Here is a 22,829-nt window from a genome sequence, read left to right on the forward strand (position 1 = left end):
GACGATGCGAGTCGAGCGGCCGGAAGTCTGGCTGAGAGCGCGTGTGGCGGTCAGGCCGTGGCCGCTGACCGAACGCGCCAGTGGCGCGGGTCCACACTCGGCGGCTGAGGGCGCGGGGCCCGGATCCCGGGGGAGGGGGGCGCCGACGTCGCACGACACTCTCACGCGCGGATTGCTCGAAAGAGTCGCTCGCGCCGAGCGGTACGCGGGTCGGCCGCTGTGCCTCGGACCGAGCCGCTTGGCCTCCGTCTCGGGAACGACCGGCCGGTCGTTCCCGAGACGGAGGCCGTGAGGCTACCCGTGGGTGAAGTGCGGCGGCCGCTTCTCCACGAAGGCGGACATGCCCTCCTTCTGGTCGGCGGTGGCGAACACCGCGTGGAAAAGGCGGCGTTCGAAGCGGACGCCTTCGGTGAGGGTGGTCTCGAAGGCCCGGTTCACGGCTTCCTTCGCCATCATGGCGACGGGCTTGGACATCTCGGCGACGGTGGTCGCGACGGCGAGGGCCTCGGCGAGCAGCTCGTCGGCGGCGACGATCCGGGAGACCAGGCCGGCGCGTTCGGCCTCGGTGGCGTCCATGGTGCGGCCGGTGAGGCACAGTTCCATGGCCTTGGCCTTGCCGACGGCGCGGGTGAGGCGCTGGGAGCCGCCGATGCCGGGGATCACCCCGAGTCTGATCTCGGGCTGCCCGAACTTCGCCGTGTCCGCGGCGAGCAGGATGTCGCAGAGCATGGCCAGTTCGCAGCCTCCGCCCAGGGCGTAGCCGGAGACGGCGGCCAGGGTGGGGGTACGGACCTGGCCGAGGCGGTCCCACGCGGTGAACCAGTCGGAGAGGTACATGTCCATGTAACTCTGCGGGCGCATCTCCTTGATGTCTGCCCCGGCCGCGAAGGCCTTCGCCGATCCGGTGAGGACGATGCAGCCGACGCCCGGGTCCCGGTCGAGGTCTTCAGTGACTGCCACCACCTCGGTCATGACCTGGAGGTCGAGGGCGTTCAGCGCTTCGGGTCGGTTGAGGGTGACGACGGCCACCCGCCCCTTGCGTTCCAGCAGGATGGTCTCGTAGTCGCTCATGCGGGGCTTCCGTTCGGGTTCGGTCCGGTGGTCCGGAGGGTGCGGACGATCGCCGAGAAGTCCAGGGCCGCGCCCTCGCCCTCGGCGAAGTCCGCGTACATCTCCGCGGCCTTGAGGCCGAGCGGTGCCTCCACACCGCCGGCGTGCAGCGCGTTGGCGGCGAGGCCGAGGTCCTTGGCCATCAGGGGGGCGGCGAATCCTGGGCGGTATTCGCGGTTGGCGGGGCTGGTCGGGACCGGGCCCGGGACGGGGCAGTTGACGGTGAGGGCCCAGCACTGTCCGGAGGCGGTGGAAGCGACGTCGTAGAGGGCCTGGTGGTCGAGTCCCAGGCTCTCGGCGAGGACGAATGCCTCGCTGACGCCGATCATCGAGACGGCGAGGATCATGTTGTTGCAGATCTTCGCGGCCTGCCCGGCGCCGGGCAGGCCGCAGTGCACGGCCTTCTTCCCCATGGCACGGAGGAGCGGTTCGGCGTCCGTGAACTCCGGGGCCCCGCCGCCCGCCATGAAGGTGAGCGTGGCAGCCTCGGCGCCCACCACCCCGCCGGACACCGGGGCGTCGAGAGCGCGGTGCCCGGCGGCCGTGGCGGCCTCGTGGACGGTCCGGGCGTCGGCGACGTCGATGGTGGAGCAGTCGACGAACAAGGTGCCGGGACGGGCGGCCGCGAGCAGGCCCTGCTCGCGGTAGAGGGCGAGGACGTGGCGCCCGGCCGGGAGCATGGTGATCACGACGTCGGCCTCCGCGGCGGCCTCCGCGGCGGAGGCCGACGGCTCCACGCCGGCGGTCGCGGCGGACGCGAGGAGGTCCGGTACGAGGTCGAAGCCGAGGACGCGGTGCCCGGCCCTGACGAGGTTGGCGGCCATCGGTCCGCCCATGTGGCCGAGGCCGATGAATGCGACGGTGCTGTTCACCAGACGACCTCCTGAGACGAACCGGTCGCGGCGAGCCGGAGCTCGTTCGCGCCGAGCGGGGCGAAGAAGCGGTCCACGTCCGCGCGGGTGACGTCCGCCAGCGCGGACGGGGACCAGCGCGGAGCACGGTCCTTGTCGACGACCTGGGCACGGATGCCCTCGACGAGGTCGGGTGAGTCGAGAGCGGCGCACGAGACGCGGTACTCCTGCTCCAGCACCCGTTCCAGCGGCCCGAGACGGCGGGCCCGGCGCAGGGCGGCCAGGGTCACCTTGACCGCGGTGGGGGACTTGGAGAGCAGGGTGTCCGCGGTGTCCTTCGCGGCGGGTACGCCCGATGCGAGGAGCCGCGCCACGATCTCCTCGGCGGTGTCGGCGGCGTAGCAGGAGTCGATCCACTCGCGGGCGGCGGAGAGCCTTCCGGCCGGAGGCTCCGCCACATGCCGTTCCATCACTGCGTGTACGGAGTCGACGGCGAGTTCCCGGGTCAGCGCCGGCAGGGCCGACGCGGGCACGAAGTGGTCCGCGAGCCCGCACACCAGGGCGTCGGCGGCACCGACGGGTGCCCCCGTGAGCGCCAGATGGGTGCCGAGTTCGCCGGGGGCCAGGGCGAGGAGGTAGGTGCCGCCGACATCGGGGACGAAGCCGATGCCGGTCTCGGGCATGGCGATCCTGGAGCGTTCGGTGACGATACGGACGCTGCCGTGGGCGGAGACGCCGACGCCGCCGCCCATCACGATGCCGTCCATGAGGGCGACATAGGGCTTGGGGTAGCGGGCGATCAGCGCGTTGAGACGGTACTCGTCGCGCCAGAAGTCCGCGGTGGCGGTGCCGCCGGTACGGGCGTCCTCGTGGATCGCGCGGATGTCGCCGCCCGCGCACAGACCGCGTTCGCCGGCGCCTTCGATGACCACCCTCGCGACCGCGGGGTCGTCGGCCCAGGCGGAGAGCGCCTCCTCGATGCGGAGGACCATGGGACGACTGAGGGCGTTGAGTGACTTGGGACGGTTGAGGGTGATGTATGCAGCGTGACCCTCGGTGCGGGTCAGGACGTGGTCGTGGTCGGCCGGTGCTTCGTTGGTCATCGCAGGTTCTCCGTCAGTCCACGCGCGACGATCACGCGCATGACCTCGTTGGTGCCTTCCAGGATCTGGTGGACCCGTAGGTCGCGGACGATCTTCTCGATGCCGTACTCGCTGAGGTAGCCGTAGCCGCCGTGCAGTTGGAGGGCCGCGTCGGCGACGGCGTAGCCGGTGTCGGTGGCGAACCGCTTGGCCATCGCGCACAGGCGCGGGGCCAGCGGATCGCCCGCGTCCAGGGCTTCAGCGGCCTGCCGGACCAGGGCGCGGGCGGCGGCGAGTTCCGTGGCCATGTCGGCGAGACGGAACTGCAGGGCCTGGGCGTCCAGCAGCCGGGCGCCGAAGGCCTCGCGGTCCGCAAGGTGGGCCAGGCTGCGGTCGAGGGCGCTCTGCGCACCGCCGAGCGAGCAGGCGGCGATGCCGAGGCGGCCGCCGTTGAGGCCGTTCATGGCGATGCGGAAGCCGTCGCCCTCGGCGCCGAGCCGCCGGTCGGCGGGGACGCGGACGCCGTCCAGGATCACCTGGCGGGTGGGCTGGGCGTTCCAGCCCATCTTCCGTTCGTCGGGGCCGAAGGAGACGCCCGGGTCCTCCCGCTCGACGACGAAGGCGGAGATCCCGCCCGGGCCGGGCTCGCCCGTCCGTGCCATGACCAGGTAGAGGCCGGAGGCGCCGGCGCCGGAGATGAACTGTTTGACGCCGCTCAACACGTACTGGTCGCCGTGCCGTTCGGCGCGGGTACGCAGGGCGGCGGCGTCCGAACCCGCGCCGGGTTCGGTCAGGCAGTAGCTGCCCAGGGTCGCGGCGGAGCAGAGGCCCGGCAGCCAGCGGTCCCGCTGCGCCTCGTCGCCGTACCGGTCGATCATCCAGGCGACCATGTTGTGGATGGACAGGTATCCGGCGATGGAGGGACAGCCGGTGGCGAGGGTATCGAAGACGAGGACGCCGTCGGCGCGGCCGAGGCCGCAGCCGCCGTATGCCTCGTCGACGTACACACCGGCGAGGCCGAGCGAGGCGGCCCGCCGGATGACGTCGATGGGGAAGTGCTTGTCCTGGTCCCACGTGACGGCGTGCGGGGCCAGCTGCTCCTGGGCGAAGTCGAGAGTGACCTCGGCGAGGGCGCGCTGCTCCTCGGTGAGGGCGGTGGTCATGGCGGCGCTCACCCCATCGTCGGGATCGTGAAGTTCGCGCCCTCCTTGACCCCGGAGGGCCAGCGCGAAGTGACGGTCTTGGTACGGGTGTGGAAGCGGATCGAGTCCGGGCCGTGCTGGTTCAGGTCGCCGAAGCCGGAGCGCTTCCAGCCGCCGAAGGTGTGGTAGGCGACGGGCACCGGAATGGGCACGTTGACGCCGACCATGCCGGTGTTCACCCGGCGGGTGAACTCGCGCGCCGTGTCACCGTCGCGCGTGAAGACGGCGACGCCGTTCCCGAAGGCGTGTTCGCTGGGCAGGCGCAGCGCCTCCTCGAAGTCGGCCGCCCGGACCACCGAGAGGACGGGCCCGAAGATCTCCTCGCGGTGGATACGCATCGAGGGATCCACACGGTCGAACAGGGACGCTCCGGCGAAGAAACCGTTCTCGTGCCCTGGCAGGGTGAAACCGCGCCCGTCCACGACGAGTTCGGCTCCCTCGTCGATGCCGATGTCGACGTACCGACGGACTCGGTCCAGGGCGTCGCGGCTGACCAGTGGTCCGAAGTCGGCCGCGGGGTCGTCGGACCGGCCGATCCGCAGGGCCGAGATCCGGTCCTTGAGAGCGGCGACGAGACGGTCGGCCGTTTCCTCGCCGACGGGCACGGCGACGGAGATGGCCATGCAGCGCTCGCCCGCCGAGCCGTAACCGGCACCGATCAGGGCGTCGACGGCCTGATCGAGGTCGGCGTCGGGCATCACGATCAGGTGGTTCTTGGCGCCGCCGAAGCACTGGGCGCGCTTGCCGTGCGCGGCGGCGGTGGCGTAGATGTGCGCGGCGACCGGGGTGGAGCCGACGAAGCCCACTGCCTGGACCCGCGGGTCCTGGAGCAGCGTGTCGACGGCCTCCTTGCCGCCGTTGACGACGTTCAGTACGCCCGGCGGCAGCCCGGCCTCCAGGAAGAGCTCCGCGAGCCGCAGCGGTACGGACGGGTCGCGCTCGGACGGCTTGAGGACGAATGCGTTTCCGCAGGCGAGAGCGGGTGCGGCCTGCCAGAGCGGGATCATCGCGGGGAAGTTGAACGGGGTGATGCCCGCGACCACGCCCAACGGTGAGCGCAGCGAGTGCACGTCGATGCCGGTGCCGGCGTTGTCGGTGAACTCGCCCTTGAGGAGGTGCGGGATCCCGGCGGCGAACTCGACCACCTCCAAGCCCCGTTGAAGGTCGCCGTGAGCGTCGGCGACGGTCTTGCCGTGCTCCGCCGACAGCATCCGGGCCAGATTCTCACGCTCGCCCTCGACGAGCTGGAGGAAGCGCAGCAGCACGCGGGCCCGGCGCTGCGGGTTCCACTGGCCCCATTCCGCCTGTGCTTCCTCGGCGTTGGCGATGGCGGCCTCGGTGTCGGCCCGTCCGGCCAGAGGCACGCGGGCCTGGACGGTGCCGGTGTTCGGGTCGTACACGTCGGCGAAGAGCCCGGACGCGCCGGGGATGTGCTTTCCGCCGATGAAATGGGTGAGTTCACGGACCATGGGTGCCTGCTCTCGTCAGGTTGGATCCGGGGATGGCACGGCGGACCGGCGAGCGACACCCGGATGGGGGCGTGCCGCTGCGGGAAGCCGTGAGAACTACGAGCGTGCGGAAACTGTGTGCGCGCGCTCCGCCGGATCACCAGGGTCGTGGGTACGGACCGGTGCCATGCGTGTCTGCTCCATCCTCGTGGACAACACGGAACAACCCGCGGCCGGTATCCTGACTCCCGGATCCCCGCGCGCCGCCCGCCTTCCCGACAGACCTCGTCAGTGGCGTGTGGATGGCAGCACACTCCCCGGTCACAGTGGCGGGACCGTGCCGGACTTGCACCGGCTTCCCTGCACCGCGGACCTTGTGCCACGAACATATAGTTGGACGTCCTAGTAAGTCCAGGGTGCCGCCAGCGCGCCTAGAGTCGGAGCATGCGCATCGTCTCCCTGCTTCCGGCGGCCACGGACATCGTGGCGGACCCCGGACTCGTCGCCGACCTGGTCGGACGCACCCACGAATGCGACTAGCCCCCCACCGTGCTCGCCTCCGTGCCTGTCGTGACCCGCGCCGAATTCGACGCGGACGAGCTCGGCAGCCGGGAGATCTCCGACGCGGTCGGCGGAGCCGGACATGCCGGCTCCTCCCGAGGCTGCGCGGCTGGGAAGACCTGCCGGCGGTACGCGCCGGGGATGTGTGGGTCCTGGACGGTCCCGCGTACTTCAACCGGCCGGGACCGAGGGGCGTCCGGGGTGCCGAGGTGCTCGCGCACGTGCTGCACGGAGTGGCGGTGGGGGAGCCGGTGACCGTGGCGGAAGCCTCACGGGTCGGGCTGAGCGGGGCACCTGTCTACAGGTCCCCGTGTCCGGAGACTCGGTGCTCTGGGGCACAGGCGTGGCTGGAGCAGCTGACGTCGTGGCCCATCCACTACATCTGGGATGGCAAGAACAAGGCGCTCCCAGATGTAGTGTGAGGGGCGCTGGTGGTTCGCCGGGCGCTCCCGCGCTCGGCGAGGCAAGAGGGAACCCGGTGAAAGACCGGGGCTGCCCCGCAGCGGTGAGCGGGAACGACCGCCGTCAGAGGCACCGGGCGCCTGGGCTCCCGGTAAGCGACGGCCATAGGAGCCTCCGGAAGAGGCGTGCCCGCGAGTCCGAAGACCTGCCACTGGTGCGCCCGCCGACGAGCGTGGGCGCCGCTTCGAGGTCCAGGGGGAGGGCCGCGCGGCAGGTGCGCGACGTCCCGGCGGAGGGCCGTACCCGTCCGGCATCGTGCCGTCGGCCCATGCCGCGTCGCCTTCCACCGGCCTGCCTCGAAGCACCGGGCACGACGACAGGGGGAGACCGGCATGCGGAGTTCCTCTCTCGCGTCCCGGCGGACAGCTCCAGTACCTGGAAGCTGTGTCAGCGAGCAAGTGGCCGGCCGGTGTGGGCGGCTGGTGCGCCCGCTTTGTGCGGCGTGGCAGGAGAGAAGCGAGGAATGGCAGTGATCTGTGTCGGAGGCATGATCGGAATCGGCAAGACGAGCGTCGCCGAACTGATCGCCAAGGAGCTGGGCAGCGAGGTCTTCTACGAGAGCGTGGACGACAACCCGATCCTGCCGCTCTTCTACTCCGCGAGCCCCGAGGAGATCGAGGCGAAGCGCTACCCGTTCCTCCTCCAGCTGTACTTCCTCCGGACGAGGTTCGCCTCGATCAAGGAGGCGTACCGGAAGAACGACAACGTCCTCGACCGGTCCATATACGAGGACTGGTACTTCGCCAAGGTCAATCACGACCTGGGCCGGATCAGCTCTCTCGAGATGCGGCTGTACGAGGGGCTGCTCGACGAGATGATGCGCGAGATCGACGGCCTGCCGTACCGCAAGGCACCCGACCTCATGGTCTACCTCAAGGCCGACTTCGAGACCGTGCTGCACCGAATCGGGCTGCGCGGGCGCGAATTCGAGCAGGACGAGAGCCTCGTCGAGTACTACCGGACACTGTGGTCCGGCTACGACGACTGGGTGCACCAGCACTACTCGGCGAGCGACGTCCTCGTCATCGACATGAACCGCACCGACGTGGTGAACAACCAGGAGGACGCGGCGCGCGTGGCGCAGCAGGTCAGGGACGCCCTCGCCACGTCCGGCGCTGTCTGACCGGCGGAGGCACGCGAGGCTCGGTCCCAGCGGGCGGCGGCACCGGCCACGTCCGACCGGGCCCGGCGTCCATGCGCGCGTCCGCCCGCGGACATCGGGCCGGTATCGGGAGGACGAGCGCATGGCGTCGCGGTCGGAGGAGGAGACATCCGGCCGGCGAGAAGGCCATTGCCCTCGGCGACACGATCGCGCTGCGGCTGGGGCGCGCAGCACCTGGGCAGGACGCCCGCCGAGGGCTCCTGCCCCCTCTACACTCGCCCCTGCGGCGACCCCGTGCGTCGCCTTGCCCATCCGACCTCTGGAGCCGGGAACCCTCAGACCATGAACCCCCCGACGCGTCACCTCCTCGTCATCGGCATCGGAGCCGGTGATCCCGACCACCTGACCTTGGCGGCCGTGAAGGCGATCCGCCGTACAGACGTCTTCTTCGTCCTGGGCAAGGGCCCCGAGAAGTCCTCCCTCACCGATCTGCGGCGCGAAATGCTCGCCGAACACGCCGACGGCCCCTACCGTGTGATCGAGACGGACGACCCCTGGCGTGACCGGAGCCCGGCGGGCCGGGCGGCGTACACGGAAGCGGTCGACGACTGGCGGGCACGGCGCGCCGACGTCTTCGAGCGATTGATCACCACGGAACTGGCTCCTGGCGAGACCGGCGCCTTCCTGGTCTGGGGCGATCCCGCCCTGTACGACAGCACCCTCGCGATCCTGGAAACCATCGAGCGACGGGGAGAGGTCGCCTTCTCCGTGGACGTGATCCCGGGGATCAGCAGCGTTTCCCTTCTCGCGGCCCGCCATCGCGTCTCGCTCACCCGGATCGGGCGTCCCCTGCACATCACGCCGGCCCGCAGGCTGCCGGAGGTCGGCCAGGCCGACGACGGCGACATCGTCGTCATGCTCGACGCCCACGAGTCCTTCGACCGCGTCAGCGGGGAGGACGTCCGGATCTACTGGGGCGCCTACCTGGGCACGCCCGACGAACTTCTGGTCTCCGGCCTGCTCCGGGACGTCGCCGCCCGGATCAAGAGCCTCCGCGCCGAGGCCCGTGCCCGGCACGGCTGGATCATGGACACCTATCTGCTGCGCATCGTCGACTGACTTACCGGCGTTGGGCCGTGTCGACCGGGTAGGGCACCGGCGTGGCCCGGTCCGGGTCCACGGCCAGCCGGCCGCCCGCCGGCGGCCGGGCCCGCTGGGCACAGTCCCGGCGTTCGCAGATCCGGCAGCCGAGTCCGATCGGTGTCGCCGCCCGCGGATCGTCCAGGGACACGCCCTCGGCGTAGACCAGCCGGCCCGCGTGCCGCAGCTCGCAGCCGAGCGCGACGGCGAACTCGGCACGGTGCGCGTGATGGCCGAAGCCGCCCCGCGTCACGGTCCGGGCGACCCAGAAGGAGCGCTTGCCGTCGGGCATCTCGGCCACCTGACGCAGTATCCGGCCCGGTGCCGAGAAGGCCTCGTACACGGTCCACAGCGGGCATGTGCCGCCGAGCCGCGAGAAGTGGAAGTCCGTCGCGGACTGGCGCTTGGAGATGTTGCCGGCGCGGTCGACACGGAGGAACGAGAAGGGCACGCCGCGCCGTCCGGTCCGCTGGAGCGTGCTGAGCCGGTGGCAGACGGTCTCGAACCCGAGGCCGAAGCGGGCGGAGAGCAGCTCGATGTCGTAGCGGACGTCCTCGGCCGCGCGGTGGAACATCCCGTACGGCAGTAGCACCGCGCCGGCGAAGTAGTTCGCGAGCCCGATGCGGGCGAGGGCGGTCGACTCGGCGGAGGTCAGCTCGCCGGCCGCGGCTGCCAGGGCGTCGAGCAGCGGCCTCTGTTCGAGCAGGGCGAGCTGGGTGGCCAGCTGGAAGGCGCGCCGGCCGTCGGTGAGCCACGGCGAGAGGAACAGCAGCCGGCGCTCCGGGTCGTAGCGGCGCACGTCCGCGAGTCGCTCCGGGGCGGCCTGCACCACCGTGATCCCGTGCCGGCCGGCCAGCCGGGCGGCGAGCGCGTCGGCGGCACGGCCGGGCTGGAGCCGGAGCTCCTCCGCGAGCTGCTCCGCCGCGGTGTCCAGCGGCTCGAAGTGGTTGTGGTGGGCGTAGAAGAAGTCGCGCACCTGGTCGTGGGGTTCGCCGGGCGGCAGCGGACTGGTGCCCGACTCCGCCGTGGCGAGCGCCGCCGCCTGCTCGGCCGCGTCGCGGTACCGGCGGTGCAGGGTGACCAGGGCGCGCACCACCTCGGGGTGGCTGCGCGCGGCCTCGGCGATCTCCTCCTCCGGCGGCGGCTCCGCACCGGTGGCCTCGTCGGCGAGTGCCGCCCGCAGATCGGTGGCGAGCCGGTCCTCGGCCAGCTCGGAGAAGTAGGCCGCGTCGACGCCGAACACCTCGGCGATCCGCAGCAGCACCGCCGCGGTGAGCGGCCGCTGGCTCTGCTCGATCTGGTTGGCGTAACTGGTGGAGATGCCCAGCGCGCGGGCCATGTCCACCTGGTTCATGCCGTGTTCGCGGCGCAGCCGGCGCAGCTTGGCGTGCGCGTAGACCTTCCGCTCGGCCGGCCGACGTGGCATGGCGCAGCTCCTCGTCGAAGGGCGGTCGGCGCCGCGGGGACGGCGGGGCCTCCGTTCCCGCGCCCGACGGCACGGATGGGTCGGCCTCCGAGCGGGCCGGGAGCCTCCTTGCGAAAATACCATTCGCCGGATTCGCAAGATTCGCCGATTCGCAGCTCCGAAGCGTACGGATTCCACAGCTTCCGCCGGTGGTGCCGCCCACCTCCCGCGGGCAGGCTCGTCACGGAAAGCCCTCCGACCAGAACCTTCGCCCCGCGAGGAGTCCCGTGATCGAGCACCATGTCCGAGTCCACCCCAGCGCCGACCGGCTCGCCGCCGAGGAGCAGCTCGCCTGGAAGCTGGCCGCCGTCGCCACGGCCACCGAGGAACTGGACGACGACAGCGTCGCCATGGCGGTCAACCGGGTCGTCGACAACGCCTCGGTGGCCGTGGCCTCCCTGCTGCGCCGCCCGGTCGCCGTCGCGCGGGAACAGGCCCTCGCCCACGGCCCCGCCCGGCCGGCGCCTCGGTCTTCGGCAGCGAGACCCGGGTGTCACCGGAGTGGGCCGCCTGGGCGAACGGCACGGCCGTCCGCGAGCTGGACTTCCACGACACCTACCTCGCCGCCGACTACTCCCACCCCGGCGACAACATCCCGCCGCTCCTCGCCGTCGCCCAGCACACCGGGCGGAGCGGCGCCGACCTGACGCGCGGGATCATCGCCGCTTACGAGATCCACGTGGCCCTGGTCAAGGGCATCTGCCTGCACGCCCACCGCATCGACCACGTCGCCCACCTCAGCGCCGCCACGGCCTGCGGGCTCGGTGCGATGCTCCGGCTGCCGACCGGGACCGTCCACCAGGCGGTCCAACAGGCCGTCCACACCACGACGGCGACCCGTCAGTCCCGCAAGGGCGAGATTTCCAGCTGGAAGGCGTACGCCCCCGCCTTCGCCGGCAAGGCCGCCATCGAGGCAGTCGACCGCGCGATGCGCGGCGAGACCTCCCCGTCCCCGATCTACGAAGGCGAGGACGGCTTCCTCGCGTGGATGCTCGACGGCTCCGAGTCCGACTACCGGGTGCTGCTCCCCGAGCCCGCCGAGGCCCGCCGGGCCATTCTCGACACGTACACCAAGGAGCATTCCGCCGAGTACCAGGCCCAGGCCCTCATCGATCTCGCCCGGCGCGTGCGCGAGAAGACCGGCCCCCTCGACCGGGTGCGCACGGTCGTGCTCCACACGAGCCACCACACCCACCACGTCATCGGCTCGGGCGCCAACGACCCGCAGAAGTACGACCCCACCGCCACCCGCGAGACCCTCGACCACTCGATCCCCTACATCCTCGCCGTCGCCCTGGAGGACGGCGGCTGGCACCACGAGCGGTCCTACACCCCCGAGCGGGCCGGCCGACCCGGCACCGTGGCGCTCTGGCAGAAGATCAGCACGGCCGAAGACCCCGAGTGGACCCGCCGTTACCACGACCCCGACCCGGAGCGCCGGGCCTTCGGCGGACGTCTGGTGATCACCCTGGAGGACGGCACCGTCGTCGAGGATGAACTCGGCGTCGCGGACGCCCACCCGGCCGGCGCCCGCCCGTTCGACCGGCCCGCCTACGCGGGCAAGTTCCGCACCCTCGCCGACGGCATCGTCACCCCCGGCGCACAGGACACCTTCCTGAAGACCGCGGAGAACCTCGTCGGCCTGTCCGCCACCGACCTCGGAGGGCTCTTCCCGGCCGTCGACACCGCGGCTGTCACCGCCTTCGACGCGCAGCTCCCGAAGGGCCTGTTCTGATGCTGCTGCACACCCGCACCACCCCCGCGCAGCGGCGCCGAGCCTTCCGGGAACAGCTCGCCTCGGGCCGACTCCTGCGCATGCCCGGCGCGATCAACCCCCTTTCGGCCCGCCTTGTCCAGGACACCGGCTTCGACGCCACGTACCTCTCCGGCGCCGTGCTCGCCGCCGACCTCGGACTCCCCGACATCGGCCTGACCACGTCCGTGGAGATCGCGGCCCGGGCCCAGCAGACCACCCGGGTCACGGATCTGCCGGTCCTCATCGACGCCGACACCGGCTTCGGCGAGGCCATGAACGCCGCCCGCACCGTGCAGCTCCTGGAGGACGCGGGCCTGGCCGGCCTCCACCTGGAGGACCAGGTCAACCCCAAGCGCTGCGGCCACCTCGACGGCAAGACGCTCGTCACCCGCGACGAGATGGCCAAACGGCTCCGAGGCGCCGTCGACGCCCGGCGCGACCCCGACTTCCTCCTCATGGCCCGTACCGACGCCCGCGCGGTCGAGGGACTCGCCGCGGCGATCGACCGCGCCAAGGCGTACATCGACGCCGGCGCGGACGCGATCTTCCCCGAAGCCCTCGCCGACGTCTCCGAGTACGAGGCCTTTCGCAAGGCGGTCGACGTGCCGCTCCTCGCCAACCTCACGGAGTTCGGCAAGACCCCGCTCCTGGACACCCGGACCCTGGAGAACCTCGGCTACAACATCGCCCTGTATCCGGTCACCCTGCTGCGGATCGCCATGGGAGCGGTCGAGGACGGACTGCGCACCATCGCCGCGGAGGGCACCCAGAAGTCCCTCCTGCCCCGGATGCAGACCCGTTCACGGCTCTACGAACTCCTCGGCTACGAGGAGTACACGGCCTTCGACTCCGCCGTCTTCGACTTCACCCTCCCGCCCGGCTCCTGACCCCGCCCGGAGCGCAACCCCGCTCTGCGCCCGACCCCACCGGAGACCCATGTCCGCCACCGCCCCCGAGATCCACCGAGGACTCGCCGGTGTCGTCGTCGACACCACCGAGATCTCCACCGTCATCCAGGAGACCAACTCCCTCACCTACCGCGGCTACCCCGTCCAGGACCTGGCCGCCCGCCGCTCCTTCGAGGAGGTCGCCCACCTGATCTGGCACGGCGAGCTCCCCGACATCCTCCAACTGCGCGACTTCCGGGCGAGGGAACGCGCCCTGAGGCCCCTGGACCGAACCACGTCCGAGCTGCTGGCCACGCTGCCGCTCACCTGCCACCCCATGGACGTCCTGCGCACCGCGGTCAGCTTCTTCGGTGCGGAGGACCCCACGGAGGACGACGACAGCGTGGCCGGCCACCGCGCCAAGTCCCTCAACCTGCTGGCGAAGCTGCCGACGGTGGTGGCAGCCGACCAGCGGCGGCGGAAGGGGCTCGCCCCGATCCAGCCCGACCCCGAACTCGGCTACGCCGAGAACTTCTTCCACATGTGCTTCGGTGTCGTGCCCGCCCCGGAGGTCGTCCGCTGCTTCGAGATCTCCCTCGTGCTGTACGCCGAACACAGCTTCAACGCCTCCACGTTCACCGCCCGGGTGGTCACCTCGACGCTCTCCGACCTGTACAGCGCGGTCACCGCCGCCATCGGCGCCCTCAAGGGCCCGCTGCACGGCGGGGCCAACGAGGCCGTGATGCACATGCTGGGAGAGATCGACGACCCGTCGCGCGCCGAGGAGTGGCTGGACCGCGCCCTGGCCGGGAAGCGCAAGATCATGGGCTTCGGACACCGGGTCTACAAGCACGGCGACTCGCGGGTGCCCCTCATGCAGGAGGCTCTCGACGCACTCGTCGCCCGTGCCGCCGATCCCGAGGTCACCCGGCTCGCGACGGTGCATGCCGCGCTGCGTCACGCCATGCTCCAGCGCAAGGACATCCACCCGAACCTGGACTACCCCGCCGGACTGGCCTACCACCTGATGGGCTTCGACATCCCCGCGTTCACCCCGATCTTCGTGATGAGCAGGATCACCGGCTGGACGGCCCACATCACCGAGCAGCTCGCCCACAACGCACTGATCCGGCCCCTCGCCTCGTACGCGGGACCGGACCAGCGGGGGGTGCCGGCCGCTGACTGACCCGCCCGGCTCACGGCGGGGGGCCGACCCGGCCGGACGCCGGGCGCTCGGCCGTCCCCGCGGTGGCTCCCCGCCCGATTCGGTGGAGCGCACAGTTCCCGGGCCACTCCCTGGTGGGGACGGACGAAAATCTGGGTTTCCGCAGGTCATATGCTCCCTGGCAATCGAGCAGGGGAGGGAAACCGTGCGGGAGTCTGCCGGATCGGAGCAGGGCGATATCGGTGTGTGGCTGCGTGAGAGTCTGCCGGGGCTGATCGACGAGTGCCAGGTGCCGGGGGCCGCCGTGGCCGTGCGGGCCGGGGGCAGGTACGTGGAGGCGGCGGCCGGGGTGCTCAGTACGGGCACGGGGGTCCGGGCCACGGTGGACTCGCTGTTCCAGATCGGGTCGATCACGAAGGTGGTGACCGCGACGCTGGTCATGCAGCTGGTCGAGGAGGGGCTGCTGGACCTGGACCTCCCTGTGGTGGACGTGCTGCCGGAGTTCCGGATCGCCGACGCGGAGGCGGGCCGCCGGGTCACGCCGCGCCGGCTGCTCAGCCACACCGCCGGGTTCGAGGGCGACATCTTCACGGACACCGGGAAGGGCGACGACTGCCTGGAGCGGTACGTGGGAGTGCTGCGGGACGTGCCGCAGCTCTTCCCGCCGGGCGAGATGTTCTCGTACAACAACGCCGGGTACTGCCTGCTCGGCCGGATCGTGGAAGTCCTGCGGAAGCAGCCGTTCGACGTGTGTGCCCGCCGGTACGTGTTCGGGCCGCTGGGGATGAGCCACACCGCGAGCGATCCGTACGAGGCGATCGTGCACCGCACGGCCGTCGGGCACGTGGGGGAGCCGTTGGAGCCGACGCCGGTGTGGGCGCTGGCCCGTTCGAACGCGCCGGCCGGGTCGATGCTGGCGATGAGCGCCCGAGACCTGCTTGCCTTCGCGGGGATGCATCTTGCCGGGGGCACGGGACCGGACGGCGGACGCCTGCTGCGTCCCGAGACCGTCCGGGCCATGCAGCAGCCGCACGTCACGCAGCCCGACATCGAGCAGGGCGCGGCCTGGGGGCTGGGCTGGGAGCTCTTCGACCTGTCGGGGCCCACCGTCGTCGGGCACGACGGGAACACCATCGGCCAGTCGGCGTTCCTGCGCCTGGTACCGGAGCGGGACATCGCGGTGGCGGTGCTCACCAACGGCGGCCTGTCGCGGCGGCTCCAGGCGCGGATCACCGAGCGGGTCCTGGGGGACCTGGCCGGCATCACGCCGCCCGCGCCGTCGGTCCCGGACCGGGACGCGCCCGTTCCGCACGCGTCCCGGTACACCGGCACCTACACGTCGAGCACCGCGCGGACCACGGTGAGCCAGGACGCGGCGGGACGGCTGTGGCTGGAGCGTCAGCCGCTGGGCGTCGCCGCGGACCTGGACGAACCGTCCTACCGCACGGAACTCGTCGGCCTGCGCGGCGACACCGTGATCCCGGTGGAAGCGGAGCGCGGCAGCCACGCACCGCTCGCCTTCCTCGGCGACGACGGCCACGGGCGCGCGTCGTACCTGCACAACGGCCGCGCCGAGCGGAGGACGCCGTGACGGACGACCTGCACCGGCGCGCCGTCGTCGCCGACCTGCACAACGACCTGCTGTGCGCCGTGGCCGCCCGGCCCGTGGACCGCTGGGCGGCGTTCTTCCGGGAGCGCTGGCTGCCGCAGCTGCGCGCCGGGGGAGTGGACCTGCAGGCGCTGCCCGTGTTCGTCGAGGACGCGTACCGGCCCGAGGGGGCGCTGCGGCGCACGCTGCGGATGATCGAGGCGGCCCACCGGCTGGCGGAGGGCAACCCCGACGCCGTCGCACTGTGCCTGGACGGTGCGCAGATCGACCGGGCCCTGGCGCAGGACCGGATCGCCCTCGTCCTTGCGCTGGAGAGCGCGCCCGGCGTCGGCGAGGACGTGGAACTCCTGGAGACGCTGTTCCGGCTCGGGGTGCGGATCGCCTCCCTGGCGCACTTCGGGCGCACCGCCCTGGCCGACGGCAGCGGCGAGGACGCGACGGGCGGACGGCTGACCCGGGCCGGCATCGAGGCGCTGTCCGAGATGGAACGTCTCGGCATGCTCTTCGACATCAGCCATCTCGGCGCGGCCGGCGTCGAACACGTCCTGGAGCTGGCGTCACGGCCGGTGGTCGCGACGCATTCCAGCGCGCGGGCCCTGTTCGACCACCACCGGAACCTGACGGACGAGCAGATCCGGGGCGTGGCCGCGGGCGGCGGAGTCGTGTGCGTGAACTTCTTCGCGCCGTATCTGCACGCGAGTGACTACCGGGTGGACCGGCTGGTCGACCACATCGAGCACATCGCCTCGGTGGCCGGAATTGCCCACGTCGGCCTCGGACCCGACTTCGTCAAGGAAGTACTCGCCGACACCACCCCACCGTGCTGCGCCCCCGACTTCGTCCAGGGCGTGCCGGCCGACGCCTACCTGCCCGGACTCGAAGGGCCGGCCGGGCTCCCCCTGGTCACCGAGGCGCTGCAGCGGCGTGGCTGGGCCGAGCAGGACATCGTCGCGGTGCTCGGCGAGAACGTACGGCGTCTGCTGCGGGCGGAACTGGGCCGTCCGGCCTGACCGGTACCCCTTCGTGCGATCGGACCGGCGCACGCTCCCAGGTTCAGTGAAGCCGACGAACGACGCCTGGAACAGGTGTCTCAAAATCGTCGGGTGGTCGAGGAAGAGGAAAGGGAGGTACCCCGTGCGCCCGAGCGACGGTGCAAAGAGCGCGCGTGAGTCCGCGGACAGCGGCCGCGTGCTGACGATCAGCGATCTGTCGGTGGAGATCCGGCGCGGCGACCGGACCGTCCGGCCGGTGTCCGGCGTGACGCTCTCCCTCGACCGGGGCGAGACCCTCGGCATCGTCGGGGAGACCGGTTCGGGCAAGTCCATGACCGGCCTGGCGGTGATGGGGATGCTGCCGTCCGGCGGCCGGGTGACCGGCGGATCCGTCGACTTCGAAGGGACCGAACTGGTCGGGCTGCCGGCCGCCCGGTACCGGCAGCTGCGCGGCGACGACATCGCGATGGTGTTCCAGGACTCGTCGACGGCACTGAACCCCACCCGCAGCATCGGCGAGCAGATCGCCGAACCCCTGCGGTGGCACCGCGGCACGTCCCGGCGGGCCGCACGGGAACGGGCCGCGGAGATGCTCGGCCTGGTCGGGATACCGAGGCCGGTCGAGCGGCTCGACGACTATCCGCACCAGCTCTCCGGCGGGATGCGGCAGCGCGTGATGATCGCGATGGCCCTGGTGTGCGAACCGAAGGTGGTCATCGCGGACGAGCCGACCACCGCGCTCGATGTCTCCGTCCAGGCGGAGATCCTCGACCTCCTGGACGAGCTGCGCTCGCGGCTCGGCATGGCGATGATCCTCATCACCCACGACATGGGCGTGATCGCCCGGCACGCCGACCGGGTGGGTGTGATGTACGCCGGGAGCCTGGCCGAGACCGGCCCCACCCCCGATCTGTTCCGGCACACTCGGCACCGCTACACCCACGCGCTGCTGTCCTCGATCCCGTCACTCGCCCAGGACCGGAACGAACGCCTCTCCAGCATTCCCGGGGCCCCACCGGACCTGGCCGCACCCACCCCGGGCTGCGCCTTCGCTCCGCGCTGTGCGGCGGCCACCGAGCGCTGCCACGAGGAGCGGCCGCCGGTCACCGCGGCGGAGAACGGGCACACTCACGCCTGCTGGCACCCGGTCGAGGAGGGGCAGGAGCGGTCCCACGCCGCCGCTGCCGCCGTGTCCGTCCGGACACCCGCGGCCGTGCCCGCCCCGGAGCCCCGGCTCCGGGTCGTCGACCTCCGCCTGGAGTACCCCCTGGGACGCCAGGGCCTCCTGGGGCGCCGCCGCACCGTCAAGGCGGTCTCCGGCGTGAGCTTCGACGTGGCGCCGGGCGAGACGTTCGGCTTGGTCGGGGAGTCGGGCTGCGGGAAGTCCTCGCTCGGCCGGATGCTGGTGGCGCTCGCCCGGCCCACCGGGGGTGAGGTGGTCTTCGACGGCGCGCCGGTGACCCGGATGAGCACCCGTGAACTGGCGCCGCAGCGCGCCAAGTTGCAGATGATGTTCCAGGACTCGAACGCCTCCCTCGATCCCCGGATGCGCATCGGCACCATCCTGCGCGAGCCCCTGGCGATCCAGGGCGTCGGCAGCCGTGCCGCGCGCACCGCCCGGACCCGTGAACTCCTCGGTGACGTGGGCCTGCCCGCGAGTGTCCTGGAGCGCTACCCGCACGAACTGTCCGGCGGACAGCGCCAGCGGGTGGGCCTGGCCCGCGCGCTGGCCCTGGACCCCACGGTCCTGGTCGCGGACGAGCCGGTCAGCGCCCTCGACGTGTCCGTCCGCTCCCAGGTGCTCAACCTGATGCGCGGAGTCCAGCGCGAACGCGCCCTGAGCAGCGTGGTGATCTCCCACGACCTGGCCGTGGTGCGCTACCTGGCCGACCGGGTGGGCGTGATGTACCTCGGCAAGCTGGTCGAGACCGGCACCGCCGACGAGGTGTACGGAGCCCCGGCCCACCCCTACACCGCCGGCCTGCTCGCGGCCGTCCCCGAGGCCGACCCCGCCGCCCCGAAGCCGTCGGCCGGCACCCGGATCCGCGGTGAACTGCCCAGTCCCGTCGACCCGCCCAGCGGCTGCCGTTTCCGCACCCGGTGCGCACGGGCCACCGGGCTGTGCGCGGCGACGGAACCCGAACCGGCGTCCCTCGGCGGTACCCACCAGGTCGCCTGCCACCACCCCCTGTGGGAGCCGGAGGAGACCGCCGCAGCACTCCGAGGCACCCGGCCGGAGACCCACCGGCGAGGAGAGGAACACGCATGACCTGGTACATCGTCCGGCGGCTGGCGATATCCGCCGTCGTTCTGCTGGGGATCTCCGCGATCGTCTTCTTCCTGCTGCACGTGGTCTCCGAGGACCCGGGCCGCGTGATCCTCGGACAGCGGGCCTCGCCCGAGGCCGTCGCCGACTTCAACCATGAGCACGGATTCGACCGTCCGGTCGTCGTCCAGTACTTCGGCTACCTGGACCAGCTCGCCCACGGCGACCTCGGCAGGTCGTACAAGCTGAACGAGAACGTGGCAACGGTCCTCGGCCAGCACGCGGCCCGCAGCGCGATGCTCTCGCTCGCCGGGCTGCTGCTCGCCCTGCTGATCGCCGTTCCGCTCGGGATCCTGCAGGCGGTCCGCAAGGGCAGGGTCGTCGACCGCGCCACCACGGCCGTCTCCTACGTGCTGTACGCGACGCCGTCTTTCCTGCTGGGGCTCGTCCTGATCGCGGTGTTCAGCCAGACCCTGCCGCTGTTCCCCGCAGAGGCGTCGTCGTCGCACTCGGCGTGGGTGGTGTTCACCGACCCGAGGGCGATGGCCCTGCCGGTGATCACGCTCGCCGTCACCAGCGTGGCGATCTTCTCGCAGTACCAGCGCTCCTCGGCGCTCGAACAGCTCGGGCAGGACTACATCCGGGTCGCGCGGGCCAAGGGGCTCCCGGAGCGCCTCGTGCTCCGGCGGCACCTGCTGCGCAACGCCTGCCTGCCGCTGATCACCCTGGTCGGCACGCTCGTCCCGAGCCTGCTCGCCGGGAACCTGATCGTCGAATCGCTCTTCAACTACCCGGGTCTCGGGCTGCTGTTCCTCAACAGCCTCCAGCAGGAGGACTACCCGGTGCTCCTCGCCTACACCTTGATCGGCGGCGTCCTCACCGTGGCCGGCAGCTTCGGCGCCGACCTCGCGGTGGCAGCCGCCGACCGCCGAATCGAGCTGGAGAAATGACCTCAACCCACGCTCCTGCCCTGACCGGTCCGGGGAAACGGTTCGGCGTGCAGCGCGCCCTTCGCACCGTGCGCAACCCCCCTCTCGGACTCGTGGGCGGACTGCTCCTCGTCCTCGTCGTCGCCTTCTGCCTCCTCGGCCCCCTGCTCCACCGCACCGACCAGACCGACGTGGACCTGGTCAACGCCGCGCTGCCGCCCAGCGCCGCGCATCCCCTCGGCACCGACCTCAAGGGCTTCGACGTGCTCGGCCGGCTGATGGCGGGCGGCCGGGTGTCCCTGCAGATCGGACTGCTCTCGGCCGTGTTCGCCACCGTCATCGGGACGGTCTACGGTGCCGTCGCCGGACTCGCCGGCGGTGTCGTCGACGGGTTCCTGATGCGGGTGGTCGACACCCTCCTCTCGATTCCCTTCCTCTTCTTCGTGCTGATCCTCTCGGCGCGGTTCCACGCGAACGCCGTCTCGCTGAGCCTGGTCATCGGCGCCTTCTCCTGGCTGGTTTCGGCCCGCCTGGTACGCGGCGAGGTCCTGACCCTGCGGGTGCGGGAGTTCGTCCTGGCAGCGCGAGTGATGGGTGCCTCCCGCCGCCGGCTCCTGTTCACCCACCTCGTCCCCAACGCGCTCGGCGTGATCGTCGTAGTGATCACCTTCCAGGTCGCCGACGCGATCCTGGTCGTCGCCGCCCTCGGTTTCCTGGGCTTCGGCCTGACGTACCCGACCGCCGACTGGGGCAGCCAGCTCGCCGACGGTGCGACGTATCTCTCGGCCGGCTACTGGTGGCTGGTCTACCCCGTCGGCCTGTGCATCGTCCTCACCGTCCTCGGGCTCAACCTCCTGGCCGACGCGCTGCGCGACGCCCTCGGCCGCCGTGCCGACTGAACCACCCCGTCCACTCTTCGCAGGGAGCCCCTCATGACACATCTGCCCGGCACGGCGCGGGGACGTCGCCTCGCGGTGCTCGTAGCCGTCCTCGCCCTTCTCACCACGGCCTGCGGCGGCGGCGACCTGGAGAAGGCCCTCCGGGGCGGCTACCAGACCCTTCCCCGGGAATCCGGCAGCCCCAAGGACGGCGGCACCGTCACCGTCGCGCTGACCCCGGGCCTCACCCCGAACTACATCTACCCGTATCCGCCGGCCTCCGCCAACGGCACCGCCATCGCGAAGGGGATCCTCTGGCGCTCCCTCTACCGCCCCAGCGGCGAGGGCGACCAGGTGACGGACGCCTCGCTGAGCCTGGCCGAGCCGCCGCGGTACAGCGACGACCGCCGGACGGCGGCCATCGAGATGAAGAACTACGAGTGGTCCAACGGCCGGCCGGTCACCGCCGACGACGTCGTCTTCTCGCTGGCCCTGCTCAAGGCGGCGATCAAGGAGAGCCCGGCCAACTGGAGCTTCTACACCCCCGGCCAGTTCCCCGACGGCGTGACGGTGAAGGCGAGCTCGTCCCACCGGCTCACGCTGACCACGGAGACGGCCTACAACCCGTCCTATCTGATGTCCATGCTGACCCTGCTGTACGTGATGCCCGCCAAGGAGTGGAGCATCGCCCGCACCGGAGGACCGCACCTGGACTACACACGGCCGAAGAACGCCGCGGCCGTCTACCGCTACCTCACCAGGCAGTCGCAGACCCCGGCCACCTTCGCGGGGAACCCGCTGTGGCAGATCGTCAACGGCCCGTACCGGCTGAAGAGCTTCGACCCCACCACCGGCTCGTACACCCTGGTCCCCAACCGGAACTACAGCGGCCCCGGTGACGCGCGCCTGGACCAGGTCGACTTCAAGTCGTTCACCTCCGCCTCGGCCGTCCTCAACCAGTTCAAGGCCGGCAACCTGACCGTGGGGACGCTGGACTCCAGCTTCATCATGCAGATCGGCGCGCTGAAGAAGCAGGGCTACCACGTGTACGGCGCCGCGGCCCCCGCCCGCTTCGACCCGCTGACCCTCAACTTCGAGAACACCACCGGCAACTTCGACAAGGTGATCGCGCAGCGGTACGTGCGACAGGCCCTGCAGCACCTCATCGACCAGGACGGCTACGTCCGCAGCCGCGGCGTGTACAGCGGGGCTGCCTCCGTCAACTACAGCCCCGCGGGCAGCGACTCCCCCTACCCGCCGGCCTTCGGGAACAAGGCGCCCTACCCGTACGACCCGGCCGCCGCGAAGAAGCTGCTCACCGGTCACGGCTGGAAGGTGGCACCGGGCGGCACCACCACCTGCGTCCGCCCGGGGACCGGTGCGGATGAGTGCGGGGCCGGAATCCCGCGCGGGCAGGCGATCGACTTCGCACTGGCCTCCGCGAGCACCCCGGCCTACGTGGGCGCCCGGGACATCGCGTTCGCCTCGGAGGCGAAGAAGCTCGGCATCAGGATCACGCTGGACACCAAGTCGCTCAACTACCTGTACAGCAACTACGGCAACTCCTTCGCGCCCGCCAACAAGGACAAGTGGGCCGCGCAGGACTACGGGCCGCTGTACCTGGCGGCCGGCTATCCGAGCAGCAACACCGTGTTCAACACCGGAGGCAGCTTCAACCTCGGCGGATACCGGGATGCCGAGGGGGACAAGTTGATCAACGCATCGACCTTCGGAGCGGACTCCGGCGCTCTGGCGGACGAGGTGACCCACCTCGGCGAGGACCTCCCCGTGCTCTACTTCCCCACTCCGCACACGCTCGTGGTGTGGAAGGACTCCCTCTCCGGGCCGCCGGCTTCGTTCCGGTCGCTGCTGTCCTTCCTGTACACGCCGGAACTCTGGTACTTCCACCGCTGACGAAGGGGAC

16 protein-coding genes, 1 pseudogene and 2 riboswitches are annotated in these 22,829 nt (G+C 71.4%); of the genes and pseudogenes, 11 read left to right on the forward strand and 6 right to left on the reverse strand.

What is annotated here, in order from left to right; all coding sequences use genetic code 11:
- Positions 1 to 294: 294 nt before the first annotated feature.
- Genes AB0D53_RS31160 through AB0D53_RS31180 form a run of 5 tightly spaced genes read right to left on the reverse strand, consistent with a single transcriptional unit; the run spans position 295 to position 5,714 of the window.
- Entirely contained in the window at positions 295 to 1,071 is a 777-nt protein-coding gene (locus tag AB0D53_RS31160; RefSeq protein WP_362452440.1) for an enoyl-CoA hydratase, read from the reverse strand.
- Positions 1,068 to 1,982, reverse strand: a complete 915-nt coding sequence (mmsB, locus tag AB0D53_RS31165; protein ID WP_362452441.1) for a 3-hydroxyisobutyrate dehydrogenase — start codon at positions 1,980 to 1,982, stop codon at positions 1,068 to 1,070. Before mmsB ends, AB0D53_RS31160 begins: the two co-directional genes overlap by 4 nt.
- Positions 1,979 to 3,064 (reverse strand): enoyl-CoA hydratase/isomerase family protein, encoded by a 1,086-nt coding sequence (locus AB0D53_RS31170; RefSeq protein WP_362452443.1) that lies wholly within the window; start codon positions 3,062 to 3,064, stop codon positions 1,979 to 1,981. The genes mmsB and AB0D53_RS31170 overlap by 4 nt, the downstream gene beginning before the upstream one ends.
- Positions 3,061 to 4,206, reverse strand: coding sequence for an acyl-CoA dehydrogenase family protein (locus AB0D53_RS31175; protein WP_362452444.1), 1,146 nt, complete (start codon positions 4,204 to 4,206; stop codon positions 3,061 to 3,063). The genes AB0D53_RS31170 and AB0D53_RS31175 overlap by 4 nt, the downstream gene beginning before the upstream one ends.
- A gap of 8 nt (positions 4,207 to 4,214) precedes the next feature.
- Complete coding sequence (locus AB0D53_RS31180) at positions 4,215 to 5,714, reverse strand: CoA-acylating methylmalonate-semialdehyde dehydrogenase (RefSeq protein WP_362452445.1); 1,500 nt, start codon at positions 5,712 to 5,714, stop codon at positions 4,215 to 4,217.
- A gap of 192 nt (positions 5,715 to 5,906) precedes the next feature.
- A riboswitch (cobalamin riboswitch) is annotated at positions 5,907 to 6,092 on the reverse strand.
- 577 nt (positions 6,093 to 6,669) lie between these two features.
- Positions 6,670 to 6,884, forward strand: a riboswitch (cobalamin riboswitch).
- Between the two features lie 295 nt (positions 6,885 to 7,179).
- On the opposite strand from AB0D53_RS31180, the gene AB0D53_RS31185 reads away from it, so the two are divergent.
- Both AB0D53_RS31185 and cobF read left to right on the forward strand, forming a co-directional pair.
- Positions 7,180 to 7,839, forward strand: coding sequence for a deoxynucleoside kinase (locus AB0D53_RS31185; protein ID WP_362452446.1), 660 nt, complete (start codon positions 7,180 to 7,182; stop codon positions 7,837 to 7,839).
- Between the two features lie 321 nt (positions 7,840 to 8,160).
- Positions 8,161 to 8,937: a precorrin-6A synthase (deacetylating) gene (gene cobF, locus AB0D53_RS31190; protein ID WP_362452447.1), complete on the forward strand. Its 777-nt coding sequence runs from the start codon at positions 8,161 to 8,163 to the stop codon at positions 8,935 to 8,937.
- A gap of 1 nt (position 8,938) precedes the next feature.
- On the opposite strand, the gene AB0D53_RS31195 is transcribed toward cobF, so the two are convergent.
- The gene (locus AB0D53_RS31195) at positions 8,939 to 10,384 is read right to left on the reverse strand and encodes a short-chain fatty acyl-CoA regulator family protein (RefSeq protein ID WP_362452448.1); all 1,446 of its coding nucleotides are present in this window, start codon (positions 10,382 to 10,384) and stop codon (positions 8,939 to 8,941) included.
- A 266-nt stretch (positions 10,385 to 10,650) separates the two neighbouring features.
- Between AB0D53_RS31195 and AB0D53_RS31200 the strand changes: the two are divergent.
- From AB0D53_RS31200 to AB0D53_RS31240, 9 genes and pseudogenes are all read left to right on the forward strand, one after another.
- Positions 10,651 to 12,158 (forward strand): annotated as a pseudogene (locus tag AB0D53_RS31200) (MmgE/PrpD family protein).
- Positions 12,158 to 13,066 carry a methylisocitrate lyase gene (prpB, locus tag AB0D53_RS31205; RefSeq protein WP_362452450.1) on the forward strand — a complete coding sequence of 303 codons (909 nt, stop codon included), beginning with the start codon at positions 12,158 to 12,160 and terminating at the stop codon, positions 13,064 to 13,066. Before AB0D53_RS31200 ends, prpB begins: the two are co-directional and overlap by 1 nt.
- 49 nt (positions 13,067 to 13,115) lie before the next feature.
- Entirely contained in the window at positions 13,116 to 14,252 is a 1,137-nt protein-coding gene (locus tag AB0D53_RS31210) for a bifunctional 2-methylcitrate synthase/citrate synthase (RefSeq protein ID WP_362452451.1), read from the forward strand.
- A gap of 184 nt (positions 14,253 to 14,436) precedes the next feature.
- Positions 14,437 to 15,822, forward strand: coding sequence for a serine hydrolase domain-containing protein (locus tag AB0D53_RS31215; RefSeq protein ID WP_362452453.1), 1,386 nt, complete (start codon positions 14,437 to 14,439; stop codon positions 15,820 to 15,822).
- Positions 15,819 to 16,850: a dipeptidase gene (locus tag AB0D53_RS31220; protein ID WP_362452455.1), complete on the forward strand. Its 1,032-nt coding sequence runs from the start codon at positions 15,819 to 15,821 to the stop codon at positions 16,848 to 16,850. The genes AB0D53_RS31215 and AB0D53_RS31220 overlap by 4 nt, the downstream gene beginning before the upstream one ends.
- A 124-nt stretch (positions 16,851 to 16,974) precedes the next feature.
- Positions 16,975 to 19,101: an ABC transporter ATP-binding protein gene (locus tag AB0D53_RS31225; RefSeq protein WP_362452457.1), complete on the forward strand. Its 2,127-nt coding sequence runs from the start codon at positions 16,975 to 16,977 to the stop codon at positions 19,099 to 19,101.
- Positions 19,098 to 20,048, forward strand: a complete 951-nt coding sequence (locus AB0D53_RS31230; RefSeq protein ID WP_362452459.1) for an ABC transporter permease — start codon at positions 19,098 to 19,100, stop codon at positions 20,046 to 20,048. The genes AB0D53_RS31225 and AB0D53_RS31230 overlap by 4 nt, the downstream gene beginning before the upstream one ends.
- Positions 20,045 to 20,926 carry an ABC transporter permease gene (locus AB0D53_RS31235; RefSeq protein WP_362452460.1) on the forward strand — a complete coding sequence of 294 codons (882 nt, stop codon included), beginning with the start codon at positions 20,045 to 20,047 and terminating at the stop codon, positions 20,924 to 20,926. The genes AB0D53_RS31230 and AB0D53_RS31235 overlap by 4 nt, the downstream gene beginning before the upstream one ends.
- A 33-nt stretch (positions 20,927 to 20,959) precedes the next feature.
- Entirely contained in the window at positions 20,960 to 22,819 is a 1,860-nt protein-coding gene (locus AB0D53_RS31240; protein ID WP_362452461.1) for an ABC transporter substrate-binding protein, read from the forward strand.
- The last annotated feature ends 10 nt before the right edge of the window (positions 22,820 to 22,829 follow it).

It is taken from the genome of Streptomyces sp. NPDC048295 (assembly GCF_040652135.1).
Classification (GTDB): domain Bacteria; phylum Actinomycetota; class Actinomycetes; order Streptomycetales; family Streptomycetaceae; genus Streptomyces.

Bases quoted from the DNA above. Each gene is read 5' to 3' on its own strand.
- AB0D53_RS31185 (WP_362452446.1), top strand. From the start codon at position 7,180: ATGGCAGTGATCTGTGTCGGAGGCATGATCGGAATCGGCAAGACGAGC.
- cobF (WP_362452447.1), top strand. From the start codon at position 8,161: ATGAACCCCCCGACGCGTCACCTCCTCGTCATCGGCATCGGAGCCGGT.
- AB0D53_RS31180 (WP_362452445.1), bottom strand. From the start codon at position 5,714: ATGGTCCGTGAACTCACCCATTTCATCGGCGGAAAGCACATCCCCGGC.
- AB0D53_RS31160 (WP_362452440.1), bottom strand. From the start codon at position 1,071: ATGAGCGACTACGAGACCATCCTGCTGGAACGCAAGGGGCGGGTGGCC.
- AB0D53_RS31230 (WP_362452459.1), top strand. From the start codon at position 19,098: ATGACCTGGTACATCGTCCGGCGGCTGGCGATATCCGCCGTCGTTCTG.
- AB0D53_RS31235 (WP_362452460.1), top strand. From the start codon at position 20,045: ATGACCTCAACCCACGCTCCTGCCCTGACCGGTCCGGGGAAACGGTTC.
- AB0D53_RS31210 (WP_362452451.1), top strand. From the start codon at position 13,116: ATGTCCGCCACCGCCCCCGAGATCCACCGAGGACTCGCCGGTGTCGTC.
- AB0D53_RS31175 (WP_362452444.1), bottom strand. From the start codon at position 4,206: ATGACCACCGCCCTCACCGAGGAGCAGCGCGCCCTCGCCGAGGTCACT.
- prpB (WP_362452450.1), top strand. From the start codon at position 12,158: ATGCTGCTGCACACCCGCACCACCCCCGCGCAGCGGCGCCGAGCCTTC.
- AB0D53_RS31195 (WP_362452448.1), bottom strand. From the start codon at position 10,384: ATGCCACGTCGGCCGGCCGAGCGGAAGGTCTACGCGCACGCCAAGCTG.
- AB0D53_RS31170 (WP_362452443.1), bottom strand. From the start codon at position 3,064: ATGACCAACGAAGCACCGGCCGACCACGACCACGTCCTGACCCGCACC.
- AB0D53_RS31240 (WP_362452461.1), top strand. From the start codon at position 20,960: ATGACACATCTGCCCGGCACGGCGCGGGGACGTCGCCTCGCGGTGCTC.